We start from the raw sequence: 22,473 nt of genomic DNA on the forward strand, positions 1-22,473 counted from the left end.
CGGGTCGCCCATTCTTGTCCGAAACAGGAGAGCCCCATGACCTACATTGCCCCCAGTGGTGTCGAAATCCTCGGCCATCTCGAGCCCGGATATCGCGACATACTCGACCATGACGCCCTGACCTTCCTCGCCGGGCTGCACCGGCGCTTCGAGAAACGCCGGCAGTCGCTGCTGCGTCACCGCACGGAGCGCCAGGCGGAACTGAATGAGGGCGCGCTACTGATGTTCCCGCACGAAACCGTGGACATCCGGTCGGGCGAATGGAAAGTGCGGCCGGCGCCGCAGGACCTGCAGGACCGCCGCGTCGAGATCACAGGTCCGGTTGACCGCAAGATGGTCATCAACGCGCTCAATTCCGGCGCCAACTGCTTCATGGCGGACTTCGAGGATGCGACCGCGCCGAGCTGGTCCAACGTGCTGGACGGTCAGGTCAATCTGCGTGACGCGAATGCCGGGGCGCTGTCCTATTCCGACCCGAAGTCAGGCAAGGACTATACGGTGGGCGACAATCCGGCGGTGCTGCTGGTGCGGCCGCGCGGCTGGCATCTCGACGAGCGCCACGTCCAGGTCAACGGGCACAGCCTGTCCGCCTCGCTGTTCGATTTCGGCCTGTATGCCTACCACAACCACGCTGCGCTGGCGGCCAAGGGCAGCGCACCGTATTTCTACCTGCCCAAGCTGGAAACCCGGCACGAGGCGCGGCTGTGGAGCCTGGTCCTCCAACATACCGAGGACGAGCTTGGCCTGGCGCGCGGCACCCTGCGCGTGACGGTGCTGATTGAAACCCTGCCGGCGGCGTTTGAACTGGACGAGATCCTGTACGAGCTGAAGGACCACATTGTCGGCCTAAATTGCGGCCGCTGGGACTATATCTTCAGCTATATCAAGCGCCTGCAGGCGCGGGCCGAGCATGTCCTGCCGGACCGCTCGCAGGTCACCATGGAAACCCCCTTCATGGCTGCCTATGCCCGGCGGGTGGTCAATGTCTGCCATCGCCGAGGCGCCCATGCGATGGGCGGCATGTCGGCCTTCATCCCGGTACGCGGTGACGCCGAGGCCAATGCGGCAGCGCTTGAGAAGGTGCGCCAGGACAAGCTGCGGGAAGTGAAGCTGGGCCACGACGGAACCTGGGTGGCGCACCCGGACCTGGTGCCGGTCGCGCGCGACGTGTTCGACGAGCACATGCCGGCCGCCAACCAGATCGACCGGCCGGCCGATCCGCACCAGCCGCCGGTGGCGGCGCGCGACCTGCTGGCAGTGCCGGAGGGCACCATCACGCGTGCCGGCGTTGCCGACAATATCGACGTGGCGATCCGCTATGTCGCTGCCTGGCTCGGCGGGCGGGGTGCCGTACCGATCCGCAATCTGATGGAGGATGCGGCCACGGCAGAGATCGCCCGTGCCCAGCTCTGGCAGTGGCGCCGGTTCGGATGCGAGACCGTGGAGGGCGATGCCATCGACGCGGCCAGTCTGGACAGCCAGATCCGCTCGGCGATGACCGAGATCCGGGTCGACCTGTCGGCCCGGCCGGACCTGCAGGAGCACGTGGAAACGGCCGGGCGCATCCTCGCCGGGCTGGTGCTGGACGACAGCTTCGCCGAATTCCTGACGGGGCCGGCCTACGAGGTCCTGACCTCGGACCTCAAGGCGCCGATGCGGTTGATGGAGTTCGAGGACTGATCGGCCCGATGCGCAGGGCCGGTTGTGCAGGAAATGTGCGCTCCGACCGGGGGCTTGGTGCCCCCGGTCGGGACCGCTAGCCGGTGACGGGTGTATAGGTACGCGGCGTGTAGCCGCAAAGATCGGCCAGCTTCCAGCCTTCTGACGTCTGCTCGAACCGGCAGGACAGGTAGTCGCGCATGTTGACGCCATAGGGCGGCGGGGCATCGGCGAGCGGGGTCTCGGCGGCCGGGCCGACGCGGTCGAAGCTGGCCTGCGGATAGACCAGAACATGGCGCACGGTTTCGGTGGCCGGCTGGGTCGGATCGTCGAGCACGCACAGCGGCGGGCGTGACAGAAGGCCGAGCATGGTGCCTCGGGTCTCGCCCTGACCCCCCCAGATATAGCTGCGCGTGGTCGGCTCGCGACTGGTGATGGCAGTGCGCATCGGGCCCGGTGCGACGGCCTGGGCGAGGGCGTTTTCGTTATGGCTGATGATGGCGGAAAAGGCCGCCATCTCGTGCGCCTGGGGAGCCCGGCAGGCAGGCACGGTTTCGGTTGCGCAACCGGTCAGGCCGAGGCCCAGGGCGATAAGGGCAGCAGTTTGATAACGCACGATCTTCTCCAATATCAGGTCGACATGTGGCGCGGCCGGCCGGGCTCTGCCAGATAGGGTTTCTCGGTCTCAATCGGCCATTCGGTTGGCCACCAGGTCATCCACCACACCCGGATCCGCGAGGGTCGAGGTATCCCCCAGATTGTCATAATCGTTTTCCGCGATCTTGCGCAGGATGCGACGCATGATCTTGCCCGAACGGGTCTTCGGCAGGGCCGGGGCAAACTGGATGCGGTCGGGCGAGGCCACCGGGCCGATCTCCTTGCGAACCCAGTCGCGCAGGGCCTGTCGGTCCTCGGTTTCAGGATCGCGTCCCCCCATCAGGGTCACGAAACAGTAGATGCCTTGGCCCTTGACGTCATGCGGGAAGCCGACGACGGCGGCCTCGGCCACGTCCGGGTGGGCGACCAGGGCGCTCTCGATCTCGGCCGTGCCGAGGCGGTGGCCGGAGACGTTGAGCACGTCATCGACACGGCCGGTGATCCACCAATAGCCGTCCGCGTCGCGACGGGCCCCGTCGCCACTGAAGTAATAGCCCGGATAGGCGGAGAAATAGGTCTCGACGAAGCGCTGGTGGTCGCCGAACACGGTGCGCATCTGGCCGGGCCAGGAGCGGGCGATGACCAGATTGCCCCGGGCCTCGCCGTCATCAGGCAGGCGCTGGCCTTCGCTGTCCATGAGAGCGGGTTCAACGCCGAAGAAGGGTTTGCTGGCCGAGCCGGGCTTGAGGGCGTGGGCACCGGGCATGGGGGTGATCATGAAACCGCCGGTCTCGGTCTGCCACCAGGTGTCGACGATGGGGCAGCGACCGTCGCCGACGACGTTGTAATACCAGTTCCAGGCTTCCGGATTGATCGGCTCGCCGACCGTGCCGAGAATGCGCAGTGACTTGCGCGAGTGCTTGCGCACCGGGGCGTCGCCCTCGCGCATCAGGGCGCGGATCGCGGTCGGGGCGGTGTAAAAGATGTTGACCTTGTGCTTGTCGACGACCTGCCAGAAGCGGTCCGGCCCGGGCGAGGTCGGCACGCCTTCGAACATCAGCGTGGTGGCGCCGTTGGCGAGGGGACCGTAGACGATGTAGCTGTGCCCAGTGACCCAGCCGACATCGGCGGTGCACCAGTAGATGTCGCCGCGGCGATAGTCGAAGACGTATTCATGCGTCATCGCCGCCCACAGGAGATAGCCGCCCGTGGTGTGCAGCACGCCTTTCGGTTTGCCGGTCGAGCCCGACGTGTAGAGGATGAAGAGCGGGTCCTCGGCCGACATTTCCTCCGGCTCGCAGGTGGCGGGCTGGGCGTCGACGAGCTCGTGATACCAGACGTCGCGCGCCTCGTCCCAGTCGACCTTGCCGCCGGTGCGGCGCACGACGAAAACGGTGTCGACGCCGCCGGCCTTGGCCACCGCCTTGTCGACATTGGCTTTCAACGGGATCGGCTTGCCGCCGCGCAGGCCCTCGTCGGCGGTGATCACGACATGGCTGTCGCAATCGGTGATGCGGTCGGCCAGGGCGTCGGGCGAGAAGCCGCCGAAGACCACCGAGTGCACGGCGCCGATGCGGGCACATGCCAGCATGGCGTAGGCCGCTTCCGGGACCATCGGCATGTACAGCGTGACGCGGTCGCCCTTGGTCACGCCACGCGCCTTCAGCGCATTTGCGAGGCGGCAGACATGGTCGTGCAGCTGGCGGTAGGTGATGCGGTCATCGACGTCCGGGTCGTCGCCTTCCCAGATGATGGCGGTGTCGTCGCCGTGGCGGTCGAGATGGCGGTCGATGCAATTGACCGAGGCGTTGAGCGTGCCGTCGGCGAACCAGCGGATGTGCACGTCGTCAGGCTGGAAAGAGCAGTCGCTGACTTCGCTGAACGGGCGCATCCAGTCGAGCCGCCCGGCTTCGCGGCGCCAGAAGGCATCCGGGTCGGCGAGCGAGTCGCGGTACATTGTCTCGTAGCGCCCGGCATCGATCAGGGCTGCTGCCTGCCAGTCCTCGGGCACGGGATGGATATCATTGCTGGTTTCGCTCATGGCACGCTCCGCGAAGGCCGGTCCCGGCACGTTAGCGCGGCTGCCTGCGGAGTAAAGCGGGAGCCGTCAGCCCGGGTGAGCCGGACCGGCTTCGGCGGATTGGGTGGTGGTCGGGTCTAGGGCTCGCATGGCGGCGTAATGGGACAGGAAGACCTCGCCGCTGAGCTCGTCGAACAGGCCGGCCCCGATCAGGCGGTCGGCCACCGGTCCCTTGACCTCCGACAGGTGCAGGCGGACATCGGCGTCGGCAAGGCGGCGGTTGATGGCGCGCAGGCTGCCCAGAGCACTGGCATCGACGAAATTGACGGCCGGGAACATCAGCACGATGTCGGTGGTGTCCGGGTTGTCGGCGACGGTGCGGGCCAGCAGGTCCTCGAGGAAACGGGCATTGGCAAAGTACAGCGCCTCGTCGATGCGCAGCGAGATGACGTGGGGCGAGACGATGACGTCATGCCGGTTCACATTGCGGAAGTGCTGGGTGCCCGGAACCTGGCCGACGCGGGCCCAGTGCGGGCTGATCGAGGCCTGCAGGACCAGGCCGACGGACACGGCGACGCCGATGGTCAGCCCGATCTCGACACCGAGGAACAGAACACCGAACAGGGTGAGGAATGCGGCCGCGCCATCGGCCTTCGAGTATTGCCAGGCATGCCAGGCAGCGCGGAAATCGGCCAGCTTCCAGATCGCTGCGAGGATGGTGGCCGCAAGGGTGGCCTTGGGCAGATGGTAGAAGGCCGGGGTGAACCAGGCGGCCACTGCAAGGATGACAATGGCGGTGAAAATGCCGGCAAAGGGAGTTTCGGCGCCCGCCTGTTCATTGACCACCGAACGGGCGAAGCCGCCGGTCACCGGGTAGCCTCCGGAAAGGGCCGCAGCGGCGTTCGAGGCGCCGAGGGCGACGAGTTCGCGATTGGGGTTGATGGTCTCGCGGCGCCGGGCCGCCAGGGACTGGCCCACCGAGACGCTTTCCACGAAACCGATCAGGGAAATCAGGGCAGCCGGCCCGATCAGGGCGCGCCAGGTCTCGAGAGGCACCAGCGGCACGGCGAAAGGCGGCAGTCCGGAGGGCAGGTCGCCGACAATGGCGAGGTCACTGCGGGCATTGAGTTGGAAATAGAAGGCGGCCAAGGCGGCAATGGCGACCAGGGCGGCGGGCGCGGCCCGCGAGATGCTGGTGGCGACAGTCCCGGGCACGCCGATACGGGTCAGTAGGGCGGGCAGGCTGGAACGCGCGGCGACCAGCGCCGCGAGGCTGGCCAGGCCGACGACTAGGGCGACCGGATTGATGCCGTCAAAGCCCGCGGCGAAGGAGACGGCCAGTTCGGGCAGGGTCGCGCCTTCCATCTCAACGCCCAGAAAGTGGCGCAGCTGGCTGGCAATGATGAGGACGGTCGAGGCGGTGATGAAGGCCTCGACTACAGGGCGACTGAGAAAGTTGGCAACACTGCCCAGGCGCAGCAGGCCGAAGCCGAGGAGGAAGACCGAGGAGAGCAGGGCCAAAGCGCCGGCTGCGGCGATCTGCTGGGCCGGGTTGTCGAGGCCTAGATTGCCAATGGCCGCAGCGGTCATCAGCGACACCACGGCGACGGGTCCAACCGCCAGCACCCGGCTGGAGCCGTACAGCGCGTAGGCGATCAGGGGCAGGATGGAGGCATACAGCCCGGCCTGCGGCGGCAGGCCGGCGAGCAACGCATAGGCCAGGCTCTGCGGGATCAGCAGGATGGCCGTGACCAGTCCGGCCAGCCCGTCGGCAGTGAGCTGACGGCGGCCATAGCCATCCAGCCAGGTCAGGGCAGGCAGCCAGGCGGCGAAACGGGCGCGCGGATCAGAGCTCATTGAGCGGGATCTTCAGATATCGCCGGCCATTGTCTTCCGGTTCGGGCAGTTCGCCGGCCCGCAAGTTCACCTGGACGGACGGCAGGATCAGCTTGGGCATGCCGAGCGTCGCGTCACGCGCCTTGCGCATGGCCACGAAATCGTCCTCGGCCGTGTCGGCGCGCACATGGATGTTTTTGGCCTTCTGTTCGGCCACCGTGGTTTCCCAGGCGAAGTAATTGCGGCCCGGGGCCTGGTAGTCGTGGCACATGAACAATCGGGTCTCGTCGGGCAGGGCGTAAATCTTCTGGATCGACCTGAACAGTTCGTGCGCGTCGCCGCCGGGGAAGTCGCAGCGCGCGGTGCCGAAATCAGGCATGAACAGGGTGTCGCCGACGAAGGCGGAGTCGCCGATATGGTAGACCATGCAGGCCGGTGTATGGCCCGGCGTCCAGATCGCTTCGGCCTCGATCGAGCCAATGGAGAAACGCTCGCCATCCTTGAACAGGTGTCCGAAGCGGCTGCTTATCCTGTCGAGGCCGGCGCCTTCGCCGAAGAGTTCGCCGAACACGTTTTCCAGCTGGGACACGTTTTCGCCAATGGCGATCGTGCCGCCGAGCTTTGACTGGACGTAAGGCGCGGCGGAGAGGTGGTCGGCGTGAACATGGGTCTCCAGCACCCATTCGACCTCGAATTCCTGCTCGCGCACGAAAGCAATGAGCTTGTCGGCGGAATCGGTGCTCGTGCGACCGGCGGCAGGATCATAGTCGAGCACCGAATCGATCACGGCCGCTTTCCTGGTCGCCGGGTCGGAGACGACATAGCTGACCGTGAAAGTGGCTTCGTCGAAGAAGGCTTTGATGTCGGGTTTGGCGGTCATTTCAGGTCTCTAATTCGCTTGGTCACGCAGACCATATAGGGAATGTGCGTAGTTGCGCAAGTTTGCATATTCATGGCTGCGATGCATCGGGATCGCAATAGGTCCTGTACAGGGTCTGCATGAGCTGGCGGATGCGGGCATCGGCCAGGCTGTAATAGATGGTCTGGCCGTCTCGCCGGGTCGTGACCAGTCCTTTGTTTCGCAGGATGGCCAGTTGTTGCGACATGGCCTGGGCGCGCAGGCCCGTGGTTTCGGCCAGCTCCCCGACAGAGTGCTCCCGGTCGATCAAGGCGCACAGGGCCAGAAGACGGCTGGGGTGGGCCAGCGTCTTCATCAGCTCGGCGACCTCGCCGGCGATCGGGATCATGTCATCGTGCAACATCGAGAAACTGCAAACTCCTGAACTTCTGTATCTACAAATTTCTGCAATTATGACTGCGACCCAGCGGCGTGTCCACTCTGATGGTCTGATTGTAGCGGACTTGGTGACCCGGGCATCGCGGTCACTGGCGAGCATTCCGGGGATTTCGGGCGACCAGATGGCTCCATGGAGGGGCGGCGGACGCTGTGAGATTGAGCCACGCACGCAGGAAAACCCGCCTTTCTGCGATTAATGCACATGTCTTCTTGTGTTAGTGCGCTAATACGTTATATCGGCGCTCAGGAGGCGTGACATGGACGCGAAACCGGACAAATCGACGATGGACGAAGACCTTGCCCTGCTGGGCGAGGCAATCCAGCTGGCCGATACGGGCGAGGAACTGAACCGGTTCCTGCGTGACCTGTTGACGCCGGGAGAAATCAAGACCCTGGCCGAGCGCTGGCGGGTCGCCCGCCTGCTCGACGAGGGCGGCAAGACCTATCGCGAGATCAGCGAGGCGACCGGGGCCAGCACGACCACGGTGACCCGGGTCGCTCGCTTCCTGTCGCAGGAACCCTGGCGCGGCTACCGCACCATTCTCGACCGAGTCAAAGGACAGAATTCATGACCCGTTTGCGTATCGCCGTTCAGAGCAAGGGCCGTCTGGCCGAAGGCGGCCTCGACCTGTTCAAGCGCTGTGGCCTGCGCTTCTCCTATGGTCGCGACAAGCTGCACCAGCGGGCAGAGAACATGCCGGTCGACCTGATGCGGGTGCGCGATGACGATATTCCCAATTTCGTCGCGTCCGGCGCCTGTGATTACGGTATCGTCGGCGAGAACGTGCTGCGCGAGGAGCAGCTGACAGGCACCCGTTCGCAAGGCCTCGAGATCGCCCTGCGCCTCGGGTTTGCCGGTTGCACGCTCAAGCTGGCAGCGCCGCGCGACAGCGATATCCGCAAGGTCGAGGACCTGGCTGGCCGGGCCATTGCCACCTCCTATCCGGCAATCACGCAGCGCTTCCTGGCCGACCGCGGCATCGAGGCGGAAATCGTGGAAATGCGGGGCTCGGTGGAAGTGGCGCCGCGGCTCGGCATTGCCGACGTGATCTGTGACCTGGTGTCTTCCGGTGCGACGCTGGAAGCCAACGGGCTGGTGGCCTTCGAGACGGTTCTCGAAAGCGAGGCGGTGCTGGTGCGCCGGCGTGAAAACCGGTCGCCGGAAGCTGACGCCATCGCCCAGGTTCTGATGCGCCGGGCCGATGGCGTGATGGCGTCGGCCCAGACCAAGTACATCATGCTCAACGCGCCGCGCGACCGGCTCGACGCCATTCGGGCGCTGCTGCCGGGAGCCGACGCGCCGACCATTGCCCAGGTCGCCGGCCGCGAGGACGTCGTCGCCTTGCATGCCGTCTGCCGCGAGCGTGTGTTCTGGGAAACCCTGGAAGCGCTGGAAGCGGAGGGCGCGCGCGCCATATTGGTTCTGCCAATCGAAAAAATGCTGGCCTGAGGACACGTCGATGCTCGAGATATTCAACTGGTCGCAGGCCGACGCAGAGGCGCGTCGGGCCATGTTGCTGCGTGCCGAGGCCGACCTCGGTTCGGCCGTCGACGCGGCGCGCTCGATTGTCGACGCCGTCGAGGCCCGGGGTGAGGCGGCGGTTCGCGCCTATGCGCTGCAGCTGGACGGCTATGCTCCGGAGAGTTTCCGGGTGCCGGCCGAGACCATCGAGGCGGCGCGAGCCGAGCTGGATGACGCGGATGCCGAAGCGATCAAGGCGGCAGCCGACGCCGTGCGCCGTTTTCACACGCCGCAGGGCTACTCCTCCTACAGCGTCGAGACCTGGCCGGGCGTGACGGCCCGGCGGCGGGCCAGTCCGGTCGACGTGGCGGCCCTCTATGTGCCGGCCGGCAGTGCTCCGCTCGTTTCGACCCTGGTCATGCTGGCGGTGCCCGCCCAGCTGGCCGGTGTGCCGCGGATCGTGGTTGTGGCGCCGCCGGAAGGCCCTCAGGGCGTCAATCGCGGGCTGCTGGCGGCGGCCAGCCTGCTGGGGATTGACGAGGTCTATGCCTTGGGCGGGGCCCAGGCCGTGGCCGCTCTGGCGACGGGCTGTGCCGGCCTGCCGAAGGCCGACAAGATCTTCGGCCCGGGCAATGCCTATGTAGCGGCGGCCAAGGCCTATGTGTCGACCCGGTCGGGCGGACCGGCGGCGGACCTGCCGGCGGGGCCCAGCGAGGTCATGGTGATCGCCGACAGCCAGGCCGATGCGGAATTCGTGGCCGCCGACCTGCTGTCGCAGGCCGAGCACGACCCGATGGCGCAGATCATCCTGGTCGCCCTGCGTGCGGACACGGTCGGCGCGGTCACGGCAGCGGTGGAGCGCCAGCTTGCCGACCTGCCGCGGGCCGAGATCGCGCGGACGGCGATGGCTAAGGCCAAGGCCGTGGTCTGCGAGAGCCTCGAGGAGGCAGCCGAGATTGCCAATGAATGGGCGCCGGAACACCTGATCATCCAGGTCGACGGGGCCGAGCGCCTGGCCGGTCTTGTGCGCAATGCAGGCTCGATCTTTGTCGGTCCGTGGACCCCGGAGGCGGCCGGCGACTATGCGGCCGGACCCAATCACACGCTGCCCACCGGCGGCGCGGCGCGCAGCTATGGCGGTGTCACCGTCGAGGCCTTCCAGAAGACCACGACCATCTTGACCGCCAGCGAGGCCGGCGCGGCGGCGATTGCCCCGACGGTTGAGCGCCTGGCGGCGCTGGAAGGGCTGGACGCCCATGCCCGGGCCATGCGGCTGCGGCGCGAAGCGGTCCGGGAGACGGACGAAAAAGCCTCGAAGCGGCGCGCGGCGAGCCGGCGGCGCAAGACGGCGGAAACCGATGTCGTGGTCACGGTCGACCTCGAGCGCACCGGGCCGAGCCGGATTGCCACTGGCATCGGCTATTTCGACCACATGCTCGAGCAGATCGCCCGGCACGGCGGTTTTTCGCTCGACGTCAGCGTCGAGGGCGACCTGCACATTGACGGCCACCACACCATCGAGGACGTCTGTCTGACCCTCGGCGAGGCCCTGCGCGAGGCTCTGGGTGACAAGCGCGGCATCGCCCGGTTCGGGTTCGAGCTGCCGATGGACGAGACACGGGCCGGGGTATGGATTGATCTGTCCGGGCGGCCATTTGCCCGCTTTGAAGGCGAGCTGCCGGCCGGTGATCTGGGCGAGTTCCCGATCGAGATGACCCCGCACGCCTTTCGCTCGCTGGCCGAGTCGATGGCCGCGGCCATTCATGTCCGGGTCGAGGGCGAGAATGCCCACCACATGGTGGAGAGCTGTTTCAAGGCCTTCGGTCGGGCGCTGCGCCAGGCCGTGCGCATCGAGGACGATGTCCTGCCGTCGACCAAGGGCGTGTTGGCATGAGTATCGGTCTGATTGATACCGGGTGCGCCAACCTGGCGTCGATGCGCTTTGCGCTGGAACGGGCCGGGCTGGGCTACACCGTCGGCCAGACGCCGGCGGCGCTGGTCAACAGTGAACGCCTGATCCTGCCCGGCGTCGGCGCAGCCGGGCCGGCCATGCAGCGGCTGGTCGAGCGTGGCTGGCTCAGGGCGCTGCAGCGCGAGCGACGGCCATTGCTCGGTATCTGCCTCGGCATGCAGATGCTGTTCGAGCGGTCCGAGGAGGGCAATGTGGGCTGTCTGGGCCTGTTGCCGGGTGATGTGGAAAGGCTGCCGCGCGGCGAAGGACTGGTGTGGCCGCACATGGGCTGGAATGCCCTGGAATTCGAAGCCGGCGAAGTGCCCTTGCTGGAGGGCCTCGATCCGGGGGCTTATGTCTATTTCGTGCACGGCTTCCAGGTGGCGCCGGGACCGGTCACGCGGGCGATTGCCAATTACGGCCAGCCGGTGTCGGCGCTGGTCGCCCAGGACAACATCATGGGGTGCCAGTTCCACCCCGAGCGCTCCGGCCCTGCCGGTGCCCGTATTCTCACCAATTTCGCGAGTCTGCCCCTGTGATCCTCTATCCTGCAATTGATATTCTCGACGGTCGCGTGGTGCGGCTGGACAAGGGCGAGTTCGACGCCGTCACGGAATATGGCGACGACCCGGTCGCGGCGGCGCGGCGGTTCCGCGAGGCCGGGGCTGACTGGGTGCATGTCGTTGACCTGTCGGGCGCGCGCGACGGCACGCGCCAGCTCGGCGGCAGCGTGGCTGCGATCGCTGACACCGGGCTAAAGCTGCAAACCGGCGGCGGGGTCAGGTCACGCCGCGACATCGAGCGCCTGCTGGACGCCGGTGCCAGTCGGGTGGTGATCGGGTCGCTGGCGGCGACGGCGCCGAACCAGGTCATCGAGTGGCTGGACGAATTAGGTGGCGACCGCCTGACCCTGGCCTTCGACGTTCGTCCTGCGGGAGATGGCTACCAGCCGGCCGTGAAAGGGTGGACGGAGGCCGTCGACACGACGCTCGATGAGGTGCTGGCCGCCTATGCCAGCCGCGGTCTGCGCCATGCACTGGTGACCGATATATCGCGCGACGGGCAGTTGTCCGGCCCCAATCTCGAGCTCTACGCCCGACTGGCGTGCGATTACCCCGATGTCGCCTGGCAGGCGTCCGGCGGTGTCGCCAGCCTTGACGATTTGATCGCCTCCGCGAAAAGCGGTGCGGCCGGGGCGATTTGCGGCAAGGCGCTGTATGAGGGCCGGTTCACCGTCGAGGAGGCGCTGGCATGCTTGCAAGACGCATAATTCCCTGCCTCGACGTGCGCGATGGCCGTGTCGTCAAGGGCGTGCGCTTTCGCGACCACGAGGATGTCGGCGACATCGTCGAACTGGCTACCCGCTATTCGGCCGAAGGGGCTGATGAACTGGTTTTCTATGACATCGCGGCAAGCACGCGCGGGCGGACAGTGGAGCCGGAATGGGTCAGCCGGGTGGCCCGGGCCATTGATATACCGTTCTGCGTGGCCGGCGGCATCCGCAGCGTCGATGATGCGCGGGCCCGGCTGTTCGCCGGGGCCGACAAGATCTCGGTCAACACGCCGGCCCTGCAGGCGCCGGAGCTCGTCGACGCACTGGCCAGCGAGTTTGGCAGCCAGTGCGTGGTGGTCGGTATCGACAGCCGCACCATCGACGGCGTGTGGCGGGTGCACCAGTTCACCGGGGACCCGGACAAGACCGAGGCGGTGCACCGCGCCACGCTGGACTGGATCCCCGAGGTGGTCGACCGCGGCGCCGGCGAGATCGTGCTCAACTGCATGGACCAGGACGGGGTGCGCGAGGGCTATGACATCGAGCAATTGCAGGCGGCCCGCGAGGTCTGCACGACACCGCTGATCGCGTCGGGCGGGGCGGGCCGCAAAGAGCACTTCAAAACGGTCTTCGAACAGGCCAAGGTCGATGGCGCGCTGGCTGCCAGCGTGTTCCACAAGTCGGTAATGACGCCGGCCGGTCTGAAGACCTGGCTGGCCAGCGAGAACATCAGGGTCCGCACATGATTGATGCCACCAGCCTCGACTGGGACAAGGGCGAGGGGCTGATCCCTGCCATTATCCAGGATGCCGCCACGCGGCAGGTCCTCATGCTCGGATACATGAACCGGGAGGCGCTGGCCGAAACCGAGCGGACCGGCAAGGTACACTTCTATTCGCGCAGCCGGCAGGCGCTGTGGAAGAAGGGCGAGACCTCCGGCAACACGATGAAGCTGGTCTCCATGGCCATGGATTGCGACCGCGACACGCTGCTCGTCGAGGTCAAGCCGAAAGGCCCGGTCTGCCATACCGGCACGGTCAGCTGTTTCGGCGATGACCCGGGGCCGGGACTGGGCTATCTGGGCTATCTGCGCAAGGTGATCCGCAAGCGGCGCAAGGAGAACTCAAAGACCTCCTATGTCGGCAGCCTGCTGGCCAAGGCGCCCAAGCGTCCGGCCCAGAAGGTCGGCGAGGAGGGTGTCGAAGTGGCGATGGCGGCGGTGTCGGAGAACAAGGCGGCGCTGACGGCCGAGTCGGCCGACCTCATCTTCCACCTGATGGTGCTGCTGGAATCCAAGGATCTGAGCCTGGATGACGTGATCGAGGTGCTGCGCAAGCGGCATGTCGTTCGGGCCAGCTCGTAGCATGCCGGCGCGCGCGCTTGCCAGCCTGTTGGCTCTTGCCGGCCCGGTCGCACCTGCCATGGCCGCGCAGGCGGTCGACGATGTCATCGTGGTGACCGGGGACCGGCAGGGCGAGAGCCGGGATGCGGCCATCCAGCCGATCAGTGTCATTGACGGTGCCACGATAGACCGGGTGGGGGCCCAGCACCCCTCCGAACTGCTTAACGGCGAGGCAGGTGTATTCATCAATCGTGGCAATGGCGCGGAACACCTCACCTCGATCCGCTCGCCTGTCCTGACCGGCGGTGACGGGGCCGGCTCCTTTCTCTACCTCGAGGACGGAGTGCCGCTGCGCGCGGCCGGCTTCGCCAATGTGAACGGGCTGTTCGAGGATGTCGGCGATCTGGCCGGCGGAGTGGAAGTGCTGCGCGGGCCCGGGCCGGCGCTCTACGGTTCCAATGCGCTGCACGGGCTGGTCAACACGCTGACCCCCGACCCGCAAACGGCGCCGGAGATGGTGGAGGTCGCGCTCGGCAGTCTGGGGCGGACTTCCGGGCGGGCGCGGCTGGTGCGGCGCGGCGAGGCGACATCTGCCCTCCTGGCCGCCAGCTTTCGCCATGAGGCCGGCTGGCGCGATGAGGCCGGGCTGGAGCACGGCCGCGTCCTGGTCAGGGCCGACGGTCAGGCCGGCGAGACGCGCTGGCGGTTGACCGGAGCGTTTGTCCAGCTGCACCAGGAAACCGCCGGCTATGTCGGCGGTGACGACGCCTATCGCGACCGCGAGGCGTCGAAACGCAATGCTGACCCGGAGGCGTTCCGCGATGCGGTCGCCCTGCGTCTGGCGCTGCGGCTGGACCGTCCATTGAGTGAGCACTGGTCGGTGACGGCGACGCCCTATGTGCGCGCCAACGAGATGGACTTCCTGATGCACTTCCTGCCCTCCGAGGCCCTCGAGGAGAGCGGGCATGCCTCGGTGGGGGTCCAGTCGGCGCTGGTGCGCGAGGATGGGCGGACGCGGCTGGCCCTGGGGCTGGATGTCGAGGAGAGCCGGGGTGAGTTGCGCGAGACGCAATCGCGGCCGACGATATTCTCCTTCGTGCAGGGCGAGCATTACGACTACACGGTCGAGGCCCAGAGCCTGGCCCTGTATGCCCAGGGCCGCTGGCAGGTCACGCCGGCGCTGGCCGTGCAGGCCGGTGTGAGGGGCGAGCGGACGGAGTATGATTACGACAACCACCTGCCGGACAACACGGTCGGGCGCTTCCTCAGGCGGGCCGACCGCAGCGATGACTTCGAGACGCTGACGCCGCATGCAGGTTTTACCCTGGCGGTGAGTGACCGGTCGCGGGTCTTTGGTCGGGTGGCGCGTGGCAGCCGTGCACCGCAGACGGCGGAGCTTTACCGGCTCCAGCCGGGCCAGGAAACGGCTCGCATCGAACCGGTCGTGCTGGACAGTGCCGAGCTGGGCTGGCGCTGGGCGCAAGCCGGAACGGGTCGGCTGGAGATCGTCGCCTTCGCCATGGAGAAGCGCAATGTCTTCTTCCGCGATGCCGACGGTTTCAATGTCACCGACGGGGCGACAGATCATGTCGGCATCGAAGTCGACGCGGAATGGGTTGTCACTCCCAAGCTCGTCGTCGAGGCGACCGGCAGCTGGGCCCGCCACACCTACGCCTTCGATCGTCCGGTGGGCCGCGCCGGCGAGAGTATTCGCTCCGGCGATGATGTCGACACGGCACCGCGCTGGCTGTGGCAGGCCGGGCTGGTCTGGTCGCCGATGCCGGACACGACCCTCGACGTCAGCTGGCAGCATGTCGGCGCCTATGCCATGGATGCCGCCAACAGCCGGGAGTATGACGGGCACGACCTGGTCTCAGTCGGCGCCAGCTGGGACATGCGGCCCGGCGCCACCTTGTTTGGCCGGGTGCGCAATCTGGCCGATGTCCGCTATGCTGAACGAGCCGATTTCGCGTTTGGCAATGCGCGCTATTTCCCGGGCGAGCCGCGCGGTTTGACTGTGGGTGTGCGTCTGGTGCGGTAACTCAAGTCGATGGGGAGGCGATCCATGTTGAAGCTTGTCATGGCCGGTTTGGCCGGTCTGGTCCTGGGCGGCGCGGGTGTGGCTCAGGATTACGTGCCGCCGCGTGGGGACGCCAATTGGGAGCGCCGCGACCCGGACGAGCTGGGGCTGGACCCGGTGGCGCTGCAGCAGGCCATCGATTTCGCCATTGCCAGCGAGACCCAGGTGCCGGAGGGGTGGGAGGGCATTGATGTCCGCGACCTCAGCCTGATGGTGCCTCTGCGCTGGGCCCACGAGCCGCATTCCAGCCCGCTGGGCGAACTGAGGCCGCGCGGTGCGCCGTCGGGCATCATCCTGCGCGACGGTTATATCGTCGCCGAATGGGGCGAGCCGGAGCGCGTCGATATGACGTTCTCGATCTCCAAGACCTTCCTGTCCCACGTGGTCGGACTGGCCGTCGATGACGGGCTGATCCCCGGCGTCGACACGCCGGTCTCGGCGTTGGTCGGGGACGAGCGTTTTCATACAGACCACAATCGTGACATCACCTGGGACCAGATGCTGCGCCAGACCTCCGGCTGGTGGGGCGACCTGTTCGGCAAGCCGGCCTGGGCGGATCGCCCGGCGCGGGACAATCCGGCCAGCGACCTGGTCGCCGGACCGCCCGAACCGGGTACCGCCTGGGAATACAATGATGTCCGGGTCAACGCCCTGGCGCTGGCGGCGCTGCATGTCTGGCAACGCCCTCTGCCGGAGGTACTGGCAGAGCGCATCATGGAGCCGATCGGCTCGGACGGGCGCTGGGAATGGCACGGCTACGAGAACTCATGGGTCGAGATCAATGGGGAGGACATGTGGTCGGTCTCCGGCGGCGGGCACTGGGGCGGCGGCATGATGCTCTCGGCCTATGACCAGGCGCGACTGGGTCTGCTGGGAGAACGCCGCGGGCGCTGGGGCGACAGGCAGGTGCTGTCCGACGACTGGTTCGAGGCGTCGCTCAGCCCGACCGACGTCATGCCGTCCTATGGCTACATGAATTTCTTCCTAAACACGCCGGGCGACGCCCGCGCGGCCATTGCGGTGGAGGCAGCGCCGGCTGACAGTTTTGCCTATCTCGGCGCGGGCGCGAACATGATCTACGTCGACCCCGAGCACCGCCTGGTGGCGGTGGTGCGCTGGATCGAGGCGAGCCAGCGCGGGGCCTTCATCGAGCATTTGATGCAGGCGCTGGAAGACTGATCGCGTTTCGCCGCCTGCTTCAGTGCCTGCCCGGCGCGAAACGTTCCGTCATTGAATGGCGCTCGCCGGGATGGGTGAGGCGGGCATAGGTGACCACGACATTGTCGTGGAAGGTGCGACGTTCGAGCACCAGGCAGGCCGCACCCGGCGCGATGTCAAGCGCTTCGGCGAGGGCTTCATCGGCATTGATGGCGGACACGGTGTGCTCCGCTTCCGTCCACGGCGCGGCCTTGAGCAGCCAGCTGCCGGGCGAGACGTCGTTGAAGTCGATGTGGGCGGCTTCGGGCAGCAGGTCGAGATTGATCCAGCGTTCTTCCAGTTCCAGCGGCAGACCGTCCGCGGTGTGCAGGCAGCGCAAGGCCTGCAGGCGTGCGCCACGCGGCAATTGCATGCGCCGGGCGATCTCGTCGTCGGCGGGCACGGTCTGCGAGGACTGACAATCATAGCCATACGCCTGGCCGGCCTTGGGAATGGCGTGTGACATGTCGACGATGCGCAGCAGGGCGGACGGGGGCTCCGGCTGGGCAACGAAACTGCCGGCCCGGCGGCGGCGCACAATGAGGCCCTCCTCGGTGAGTTCGCGCAGGGCCCGGTTGATGGTCATGCGCGAGGTGCCAAGGTGGGTGACCATGTCGGCTTCCGACGGGATGCGGGTGCCCGGTGGCCAGTCGCCGGAGCGGATCAGTTGGGCCACCGCCCGCTTGACCTGGTCGTAGACCGGCCCGTCGCCATCGAGGGTGAGTTCGCTTGGCCAGGCGCGCATCAGGCCATCTCCGACCGCAGGGCGTGCATTGCCGCGCGGTAGCGGGTCTCGATGGCGTCGCGGTCCGGGACCCGGCCCCCGTCAACGCGCAGGCGGCCGCCCACGAAAACGCGGCGGACCTGGCGGCTGTCGCCACAGAACAGCCAGCTGTCGAGCATGGTGTCGCCGCTGCGCCCTTCCAGGACCAGGTGCGACGTGTCGAGTTCGACCAGGTCTGCGCGCTGGCCGACGGCGATCCCGGCGGCCGGCTGGGCCAGCGCCCGGGCCCCGCCGGCCAGTGCCCCCTCGAACAGGTGACGGCCGGTATGGCCACCTGGCAGGGCCAGGACATTGCGCTGGCGGGCGCCGAGGCGGGCGCCGTATTCAAGCAGGCGCAGTTCTTCGGGCAGGTCGATGCGGATGTGACTGTCCGATCCGATCCCGAAACGACCGCCTTCGGCCAGGTATTCGGCAGCCGGGAACAGACCGTCGCCCAGATTGGCTTCGGTCAGCGGGCACAGGCCGGCGACGGCGCCGGAGCGGGCGAGGGCCGAACACTCCCCGGCATCGAGATGGGTGGCGTGTACCAGGCACCAGGCTTCGCCGATGTCGAAATGTTCCATCAGGAAGCGGACCGGGCGACGGCCATTGGCGTCGATGCAGGCCTCGACCTCGGCGGTCTGTTCGGCGACATGGATGTGGACCGGGTCGCGACTGTCCGGGTTTTCCACAAGCGGCAGAATGGCTGAAATGTCGTCGACTGAAGCGGCGCGCAGGGAGTGGGGGGCGATGCCGAGCCGGGCATGGTCCAGCTGCCCGATGTGACGGCGGGCCGCCTCATGCAGCGCGGCGTAGGTGTCGGGCGTGTTGAGGAAGCGGCGTTGCCGGGGACCCGGCTCGGCCTGGTTGAAACCCCCATGGCGGTAGAAGACGGGCAGCAGGGTCAGGGCGATGCCGGTATGCGCCGCCGCGGCGGCGACCCGGCCGGCCATCTCGGCCGGATCGGCAAAGGGCGTACCATCTCGGTCATGGTGCAGGTAGTGGAACTCGCCGACGCTGGTAAAACCGGATTCCAGCATCTCGGCATAGGCCAGGGCGGTGATGGCTTCGACCTGGTCGGGGTCGAGATGATCATTGAAGGCGTACATCGTCTCGCGCCAGGACCAGAAACTGTCCTGGCCGGAGCCGCGGCGTTCGCTCAGCCCGGCCATGCCGCGCTGGAAGCCATGCGAGTGCAGATTGGCCAGGCCGGGGATCACTGTACCAAGGCGGCGGGCCGCCGGCGGCGGCGTGTCGACCCGGTTAAGGCCGGCGATCTGTCCGGTCTCGTCGACGACGAGATGTTGCGAGGATGCCCAGCCGTCCGGCAGCAGGACATGGTCGATGTAAAACTCAGTCATTGCGGTGCGTCCCGGCTGGACAGACTCAATACCCGGCTTTTATGTATAGACAAATAAGCCATTGCAAAGGGTAAAGCCATGCGGATCGACCGCCTGCTCACGGACGCCCGGGTGGCCACGATGGTGCCGGGCGAGACCGCTTTTGGTGCCATGGAAGGCGTTGCCATCGGAATCTCCGGCGATCAGATCGCCTGGATCGGGCCGACCCGCGAGGCGCCCGATAACCCAGATGTGATCGAAAGCCTGGAAGGGCGCTGGGTCACCCCGGCACTGGTCGACTGCCACACACACCTGATTTTTGCCGGCGAGCGCTCGGACGAGTTCGAGCGTCGCCTCAAGGGTGAAAGCTATGCCGATATCGCCCGCTCCGGCGGCGGTATCCGGCGCACCGTTGAAGCGACCCGCAAGGCGGGGGCGGCGGAACTGGCAGCCGGTGCGCTGACGCGGCTCGACAGCCTGGCCGCCGAAGGCGTCGGCACGATCGAGATCAAGACCGGCTACGGGCTGTCCGTCGAGGCGGAGATGACCATGCTCAAGGCGGCGCGCAGCGTCGGCCTGGTGTCGGGCATGCGGGTTCATGTCAGCCTGCTGGCAGCGCATGCCGTGCCGCCGGAATACGAGGGGCGCAGCAGTGCCTACATCGACGAGGTGTGCATTCCGCTGGTGCGCGAGGCGGCCCGGACGGGCCTGGCCGACAGCGTCGACGCCTATTGCGAGGGCATCGGATTCACGCCGGAGGAAACCCGCCGCCTGTTCATTGCCGCCCGCAATGCCGGCTTGCCGGTCCGCCTGCATGCCGACCAGTTGTCGGACACGGGCGGGGCCAGGCTGGTGGCCGAATTCGAGGGCCTGTCGGCCGACCATATCGAGTATTCGACCGAGGACGGGCTGGCCGCCATGGCCAAGGCGGGCACGGTTGGCGTCCTGTTGCCGGGCGCGTTCTACACACTGCGCGAAACCCAGCTGCCGCCTGTGGACAAGATGCGGCAAGCGGGCGTCGACATGGCGATTGCGACGGATTGCAATCCGGGCACCTCGCCGCTGGTCTCGCTGCTGACCGCCGGCAATATGGCGGCCACCCTGTTCGGGCTGACCGTGGAGGAAGTGCTGGCGGGCATGACGCGCAATGCGGCGCGGGCGCTGGGCATGGCCGACACGATCGGCACGGTGGAGGTCGGCAAGCTCGCGGACCTGGCGATCTGGGACATCGAGCGACCCTCCGAACTTGTACAATGGATTGGCAAGCGGCCGCTGCATGGCCGCATCCTGGGTGGAGAATGGCTGTGAGCCGGATAATCATCGAACCGGGCCGCATGAAGCTGGCCGACTGGGCCGCCATCTATCGCGGGGCGGAACTGGAGATCGCCGACAGCGCCAGGGGCCAAGTCGACGCGGCCGCGCGTACGGTGGAAGACCTGATTGCCTCGGGCCGGGCCGTCTACGGGCTCAACACCGGATTCGGCAAGCTGGCGCAGACCCGTATCGCCGATGACGAGCTGGCGGTGCTGCAGACGCGGTTGGTGCTGTCCCATGCGGCCGGCATTGGCGAAGCCCTGCCGGCGCCGATCGTGCGCCTGGTCATGGCGCTCAAGCTGGCCAGTCTCGGACGAGGCGCGTCTGGCGTGCGCTGGTCAACCATCGAGGCCATGCAGGCCATGCTCGACAAGGACGTGCTGCCGGTTATCCCGGCCCAGGGTTCGGTCGGCGCGTCGGGCGATCTGGCCCCGCTGGCCCACATGAGCGCAGCACTGATCGGCGAGGGCGAGGCGACATGGCAGGGCGAGCGCATGCCGGCCCGCGAGGCCCTGGCCAAGGCCGGGCTCGAGCCGGTCGCGCTGGGACCGAAGGAGGGCCTGGCCCTGCTCAACGGCACCCAGACCTCGACGGCGCTGGCGCTGGCCGGCCTGTTCGAGATCGAGCGCGGTTTCCAGGCGGCTCTGGTCAGCGGCGCGCTCAGTGTCGACGCGGCCAAGGGCTCGGTGGCACCGTTCGATGCGCGCATCCACGCGCTGCGGGGCCAGCCGGGCCAGATCGACGTCGCGGCGGCACTGCGCGACCTGCTCGACGGGTCGGCCATCCTGGCCAGCCATGGCGGCTGCGAGAAGATCCAGGATCCCTACTGCCTGCGCTGCCAGCCCCAGGTCATGGGCGCGGTGCTCGACCTGCTGCGCCAGGCCGGCCAGGTGCTGGCCCGCGAAGCCAATGCGGTGACCGACAACCCGCTCATCTTCACCGATAGCGGCGAGGCCATTTCCGGCGGCAATTTCCACGCCGAGCCGGTCGCCTTCGCGGCCGACCAGATCGCCATGGCGGCGTGCGAGATCGGCTCGATCTCGGAGCGCCGCATCGCCCTGCTGACCGATCCTGCGGTGAGCGGCCTGCCGGCCTTCCTGACGCCCAATCCGGGCATCAATTCGGGCTTCATGATCGCCCATGTCACGGCGGCGGCGCTGGTTTCGGAGAACAAGCAGAAGGCCTATCCGGCCTCGGTCGACAGCATCCCCACCAGCGCCAACCAGGAAGACCATGTCTCGATGGCGACGCATGGCGCCTATCGCTTGCTCAAGATGGCCGACAACCTGCACGGCGTGGTCGGTATCGAGCTGTTGTGCGCGGCGCAGGGTGTTGATTTCCACGTCGGGCTGGAGAGCTCGCCCCGGCTCGAGGCGGTCCGCGCCTGCCTGCGACAGGACGTGCCGCCCTATGGCGATGACCGCTATTTCGCCACCGACATCGCCGCAGCCCAGACGCTTGTCGCGTCGGGCAAGCTGGCCGAGACTGGCGGGGTCTTGCCAGGGATCACTTCATGACCGTCTACGACCTCAAGTCCGGGACTTCGCCGCTGATCGTGTCGATGCCGCATTCTGGTACCGCCATCCCCGAGGCGTTGCAGGCCGACTGGGCCGAACGAACGACAGGCGAAGCGCGCGACCTGCCGGACACGGACTGGCACATACCCCGGCTGTACGACTTTCTGGACCGCCTGGACGCTTCCGTCCTCAAGGCGAATTATTCGCGATATGTCGTTGATCTCAATCGTGATCCGACCGGGCAGGCCTTGTATCCGGGGCGCGCCTCCACGGACATGGTGCCGACGACGCTGTTCGATGGCCGGCCCATCTACAAGCCTGGCGAAGAGCCCGACGATGACGAGGTCGAAGACCGGCGCACGCGCTATTGGGACCCGTATCACAAGGCGCTGACCGAGCTCATCGTCGAGACCCGCAAGGAGCACGGCTATGCGGTGTTGTGGGACGCCCACTCGATCGCCTCGCAAGTGCCGCGCCTGTTCGAGGGCACGCTGCCGGAGCTCAATCTGGGCACGTTCGGGGGCGAGAGCTGCGACCGCCTGATCGAGCGCTGGGCGGTCAAGGCGATGATGGATCACGAGGAGTTCTCCTCGATCGTCAATGGCCGTTTCAAGGGCGGCTGGATCACCCGCGCCTATGGCCGTCCGGGCCAGAATGTGCACGCCCTGCAGATGGAATTGTCGCAGGCCGTCTACATGAGCGAGACGCCGCCCTGGACGTTTGACGAGGCGCGTGCCGACATCCTGCGCGCGGCCTTGAAGGACACCCTGCAGGCCGTGCTCGACGCCGCCCGCATCCTCTATTCCGGTGAAGTGAAGTGAGTTC

The 22,473-nt window shown here is 67.1% G+C and carries 20 protein-coding genes; 13 read left to right on the top strand and 7 right to left on the bottom strand.

Annotated features, from left to right (window positions below; genetic code table 11):
* Positions 1-36 precede the first annotated feature (36 nt).
* Positions 37-1,680, top strand: a complete 1,644-nt coding sequence (gene aceB / locus ACXYMR_RS13410; protein WP_458943404.1) for a malate synthase A — start codon at positions 37-39, stop codon at positions 1,678-1,680.
* 76 nt (positions 1,681-1,756) lie between these two features.
* On the opposite strand, the gene ACXYMR_RS13415 is transcribed toward aceB, so the two are convergent.
* The 5 genes from ACXYMR_RS13415 to ACXYMR_RS13435 all read right to left on the bottom strand — a co-directional run bounded on the left by ACXYMR_RS13415 (position 1,757) and on the right by ACXYMR_RS13435 (position 7,374).
* Positions 1,757-2,275, bottom strand: a complete 519-nt coding sequence (locus tag ACXYMR_RS13415; RefSeq protein ID WP_458943405.1) for a hypothetical protein — start codon at positions 2,273-2,275, stop codon at positions 1,757-1,759.
* A 69-nt stretch (positions 2,276-2,344) separates the two neighbouring features.
* On the bottom strand, positions 2,345-4,297 hold the full coding sequence (gene acs / locus ACXYMR_RS13420; RefSeq protein WP_458943406.1) for an acetate--CoA ligase: 1,953 nt from the start codon (positions 4,295-4,297) through the stop codon (positions 2,345-2,347).
* A gap of 66 nt (positions 4,298-4,363) precedes the next feature.
* A complete protein-coding gene (locus tag ACXYMR_RS13425) occupies positions 4,364-6,133 on the bottom strand; it encodes a SulP family inorganic anion transporter (RefSeq protein ID WP_458943407.1) in 1,770 nt (589 codons plus the stop codon).
* Positions 6,123-6,992, bottom strand: coding sequence for an MBL fold metallo-hydrolase (locus tag ACXYMR_RS13430; protein ID WP_458943409.1), 870 nt, complete (start codon positions 6,990-6,992; stop codon positions 6,123-6,125). The genes ACXYMR_RS13425 and ACXYMR_RS13430 overlap by 11 nt, the downstream gene beginning before the upstream one ends.
* A gap of 70 nt (positions 6,993-7,062) precedes the next feature.
* Positions 7,063-7,374, bottom strand: a complete 312-nt coding sequence (locus ACXYMR_RS13435; protein WP_458943410.1) for an ArsR/SmtB family transcription factor — start codon at positions 7,372-7,374, stop codon at positions 7,063-7,065.
* Positions 7,375-7,666: 292 nt separating this feature from the next.
* Here ACXYMR_RS13435 and ACXYMR_RS13440 point away from each other — a divergent pair, with 292 nt between their 5' ends.
* Genes ACXYMR_RS13440 through ACXYMR_RS13480 form a run of 9 tightly spaced genes read left to right on the top strand, consistent with a single transcriptional unit; the run spans position 7,667 to position 16,696 of the window.
* The gene (locus ACXYMR_RS13440; RefSeq protein ID WP_458943411.1) at positions 7,667-7,981 is read left to right on the top strand and encodes a YerC/YecD family TrpR-related protein; all 315 of its coding nucleotides are present in this window, start codon (positions 7,667-7,669) and stop codon (positions 7,979-7,981) included.
* Positions 7,978-8,859 (top strand): ATP phosphoribosyltransferase, encoded by an 882-nt coding sequence (gene hisG, locus ACXYMR_RS13445; RefSeq protein WP_458943412.1) that lies wholly within the window; start codon positions 7,978-7,980, stop codon positions 8,857-8,859. Before ACXYMR_RS13440 ends, hisG begins: the two co-directional genes overlap by 4 nt.
* A 10-nt stretch (positions 8,860-8,869) precedes the next feature.
* Complete coding sequence (hisD, locus tag ACXYMR_RS13450) at positions 8,870-10,765, top strand: histidinol dehydrogenase (protein ID WP_458943413.1); 1,896 nt, start codon at positions 8,870-8,872, stop codon at positions 10,763-10,765.
* A complete protein-coding gene (gene hisH, locus ACXYMR_RS13455) occupies positions 10,762-11,361 on the top strand; it encodes an imidazole glycerol phosphate synthase subunit HisH (protein WP_458943414.1) in 600 nt (199 codons plus the stop codon). The genes hisD and hisH overlap by 4 nt, the downstream gene beginning before the upstream one ends.
* Positions 11,358-12,092 carry a 1-(5-phosphoribosyl)-5-[(5-phosphoribosylamino)methylideneamino]imidazole-4-carboxamide isomerase gene (locus tag ACXYMR_RS13460; protein ID WP_458943416.1) on the top strand — a complete coding sequence of 245 codons (735 nt, stop codon included), beginning with the start codon at positions 11,358-11,360 and terminating at the stop codon, positions 12,090-12,092. The genes hisH and ACXYMR_RS13460 overlap by 4 nt, the downstream gene beginning before the upstream one ends.
* On the top strand, positions 12,074-12,841 hold the full coding sequence (hisF, locus tag ACXYMR_RS13465) for an imidazole glycerol phosphate synthase subunit HisF (protein WP_458943417.1): 768 nt from the start codon (positions 12,074-12,076) through the stop codon (positions 12,839-12,841). The genes ACXYMR_RS13460 and hisF overlap by 19 nt, the downstream gene beginning before the upstream one ends.
* The gene (gene hisIE / locus ACXYMR_RS13470) at positions 12,838-13,458 is read left to right on the top strand and encodes a bifunctional phosphoribosyl-AMP cyclohydrolase/phosphoribosyl-ATP diphosphatase HisIE (RefSeq protein ID WP_458943418.1); all 621 of its coding nucleotides are present in this window, start codon (positions 12,838-12,840) and stop codon (positions 13,456-13,458) included. Before hisF ends, hisIE begins: the two co-directional genes overlap by 4 nt.
* A gap of 1 nt (position 13,459) precedes the next feature.
* Positions 13,460-15,478, top strand: coding sequence for a TonB-dependent receptor (locus ACXYMR_RS13475; protein WP_458943419.1), 2,019 nt, complete (start codon positions 13,460-13,462; stop codon positions 15,476-15,478).
* A gap of 24 nt (positions 15,479-15,502) precedes the next feature.
* Entirely contained in the window at positions 15,503-16,696 is a 1,194-nt protein-coding gene (locus ACXYMR_RS13480) for a serine hydrolase domain-containing protein (RefSeq protein ID WP_458943420.1), read from the top strand.
* A 19-nt stretch (positions 16,697-16,715) separates the two neighbouring features.
* Here ACXYMR_RS13480 and hutC read toward each other — a convergent pair whose 3' ends face one another.
* Positions 16,716-17,459 carry a histidine utilization repressor gene (gene hutC, locus ACXYMR_RS13485; protein ID WP_458943422.1) on the bottom strand — a complete coding sequence of 248 codons (744 nt, stop codon included), beginning with the start codon at positions 17,457-17,459 and terminating at the stop codon, positions 16,716-16,718.
* On the bottom strand, positions 17,459-18,838 hold the full coding sequence (locus ACXYMR_RS13490; protein WP_458943424.1) for a formimidoylglutamate deiminase: 1,380 nt from the start codon (positions 18,836-18,838) through the stop codon (positions 17,459-17,461). Before ACXYMR_RS13490 ends, hutC begins: the two co-directional genes overlap by 1 nt.
* Positions 18,839-18,916: 78 nt before the next feature.
* Here ACXYMR_RS13490 and hutI point away from each other — a divergent pair, with 78 nt between their 5' ends.
* Genes hutI through hutG form a run of 3 tightly spaced genes read left to right on the top strand, consistent with a single transcriptional unit; the run spans position 18,917 to position 22,469 of the window.
* Positions 18,917-20,125, top strand: a complete 1,209-nt coding sequence (gene hutI / locus ACXYMR_RS13495; RefSeq protein WP_458943425.1) for an imidazolonepropionase — start codon at positions 18,917-18,919, stop codon at positions 20,123-20,125.
* Positions 20,116-21,648 carry a histidine ammonia-lyase gene (gene hutH, locus ACXYMR_RS13500; RefSeq protein WP_458943426.1) on the top strand — a complete coding sequence of 511 codons (1,533 nt, stop codon included), beginning with the start codon at positions 20,116-20,118 and terminating at the stop codon, positions 21,646-21,648. The genes hutI and hutH overlap by 10 nt, the downstream gene beginning before the upstream one ends.
* Positions 21,645-22,469 carry an N-formylglutamate deformylase gene (hutG, locus tag ACXYMR_RS13505; protein WP_458943427.1) on the top strand — a complete coding sequence of 275 codons (825 nt, stop codon included), beginning with the start codon at positions 21,645-21,647 and terminating at the stop codon, positions 22,467-22,469. The genes hutH and hutG overlap by 4 nt, the downstream gene beginning before the upstream one ends.
* The last annotated feature ends 4 nt before the right edge of the window (positions 22,470-22,473 follow it).

Source organism: Maricaulis sp. CAU 1757 (genome assembly GCF_054482675.1).

Bases quoted from the DNA above. Each gene is read 5' to 3' on its own strand.
- aceB (WP_458943404.1), top strand. From the start codon at position 37: ATGACCTACATTGCCCCCAGTGGTGTCGAAATCCTCGGCCATCTCGAG.
- acs (WP_458943406.1), bottom strand. From the start codon at position 4,297: ATGAGCGAAACCAGCAATGATATCCATCCCGTGCCCGAGGACTGGCAG.
- ACXYMR_RS13425 (WP_458943407.1), bottom strand. From the start codon at position 6,133: ATGAGCTCTGATCCGCGCGCCCGTTTCGCCGCCTGGCTGCCTGCCCTG.
- ACXYMR_RS13430 (WP_458943409.1), bottom strand. From the start codon at position 6,992: ATGACCGCCAAACCCGACATCAAAGCCTTCTTCGACGAAGCCACTTTC.
- ACXYMR_RS13435 (WP_458943410.1), bottom strand. From the start codon at position 7,374: ATGTTGCACGATGACATGATCCCGATCGCCGGCGAGGTCGCCGAGCTG.
- ACXYMR_RS13440 (WP_458943411.1), top strand. From the start codon at position 7,667: ATGGACGCGAAACCGGACAAATCGACGATGGACGAAGACCTTGCCCTG.
- hisG (WP_458943412.1), top strand. From the start codon at position 7,978: ATGACCCGTTTGCGTATCGCCGTTCAGAGCAAGGGCCGTCTGGCCGAA.
- hisD (WP_458943413.1), top strand. From the start codon at position 8,870: ATGCTCGAGATATTCAACTGGTCGCAGGCCGACGCAGAGGCGCGTCGG.
- hisH (WP_458943414.1), top strand. From the start codon at position 10,762: ATGAGTATCGGTCTGATTGATACCGGGTGCGCCAACCTGGCGTCGATG.
- hisF (WP_458943417.1), top strand. From the start codon at position 12,074: ATGCTTGCAAGACGCATAATTCCCTGCCTCGACGTGCGCGATGGCCGT.
- hisIE (WP_458943418.1), top strand. From the start codon at position 12,838: ATGATTGATGCCACCAGCCTCGACTGGGACAAGGGCGAGGGGCTGATC.
- ACXYMR_RS13475 (WP_458943419.1), top strand. From the start codon at position 13,460: ATGCCGGCGCGCGCGCTTGCCAGCCTGTTGGCTCTTGCCGGCCCGGTC.
- ACXYMR_RS13480 (WP_458943420.1), top strand. From the start codon at position 15,503: ATGTTGAAGCTTGTCATGGCCGGTTTGGCCGGTCTGGTCCTGGGCGGC.
- hutC (WP_458943422.1), bottom strand. From the start codon at position 17,459: ATGCGCGCCTGGCCAAGCGAACTCACCCTCGATGGCGACGGGCCGGTC.
- ACXYMR_RS13490 (WP_458943424.1), bottom strand. From the start codon at position 18,838: ATGACTGAGTTTTACATCGACCATGTCCTGCTGCCGGACGGCTGGGCA.
- hutI (WP_458943425.1), top strand. From the start codon at position 18,917: ATGCGGATCGACCGCCTGCTCACGGACGCCCGGGTGGCCACGATGGTG.
- hutH (WP_458943426.1), top strand. From the start codon at position 20,116: ATGGCTGTGAGCCGGATAATCATCGAACCGGGCCGCATGAAGCTGGCC.
- hutG (WP_458943427.1), top strand. From the start codon at position 21,645: ATGACCGTCTACGACCTCAAGTCCGGGACTTCGCCGCTGATCGTGTCG.